Here is a 246-nt window from a genome sequence, read left to right as displayed (position 1 = left end):
GCGTGGGTGGGCGGGTGCGCGCCGCGCCTTCCCTGTCCGGGGGCCCGGTCAGGGGCGTTCCAGGACGGCGGTGACGCCCTGCCCGCCGGCCGCGCAGATGGAGATCAGCCCCCGGCCGGGGCCGCCGCGTTCGGCGAGCAGCTTGGCGAGGGTGGCGACGATGCGGGCGCCGGTCGCGGCGAAGGGGTGGCCGGTGGCCAGCGAGGACCCGGCGACGTTGAGCCGGTCGCGGTCGACGGTGCCGAG

1 pseudogene is annotated in these 246 nt (G+C 79.3%); it reads right to left on the bottom strand.

Annotated elements, in window-relative coordinates:
* Nucleotides 1–48: 48 nt before the first annotated feature.
* Nucleotides 49–246 (bottom strand): annotated as a pseudogene (locus tag ACFV9O_RS40475) (acetyl-CoA C-acyltransferase); the annotation flags it as partial.

It is taken from the genome of Streptomyces sp. NPDC059909, assembly GCF_042730885.1.
Lineage (GTDB): Bacteria > Actinomycetota > Actinomycetes > Streptomycetales > Streptomycetaceae > Streptomyces.
This window is presented reverse-complemented; position numbering and strand designations above follow the sequence as displayed.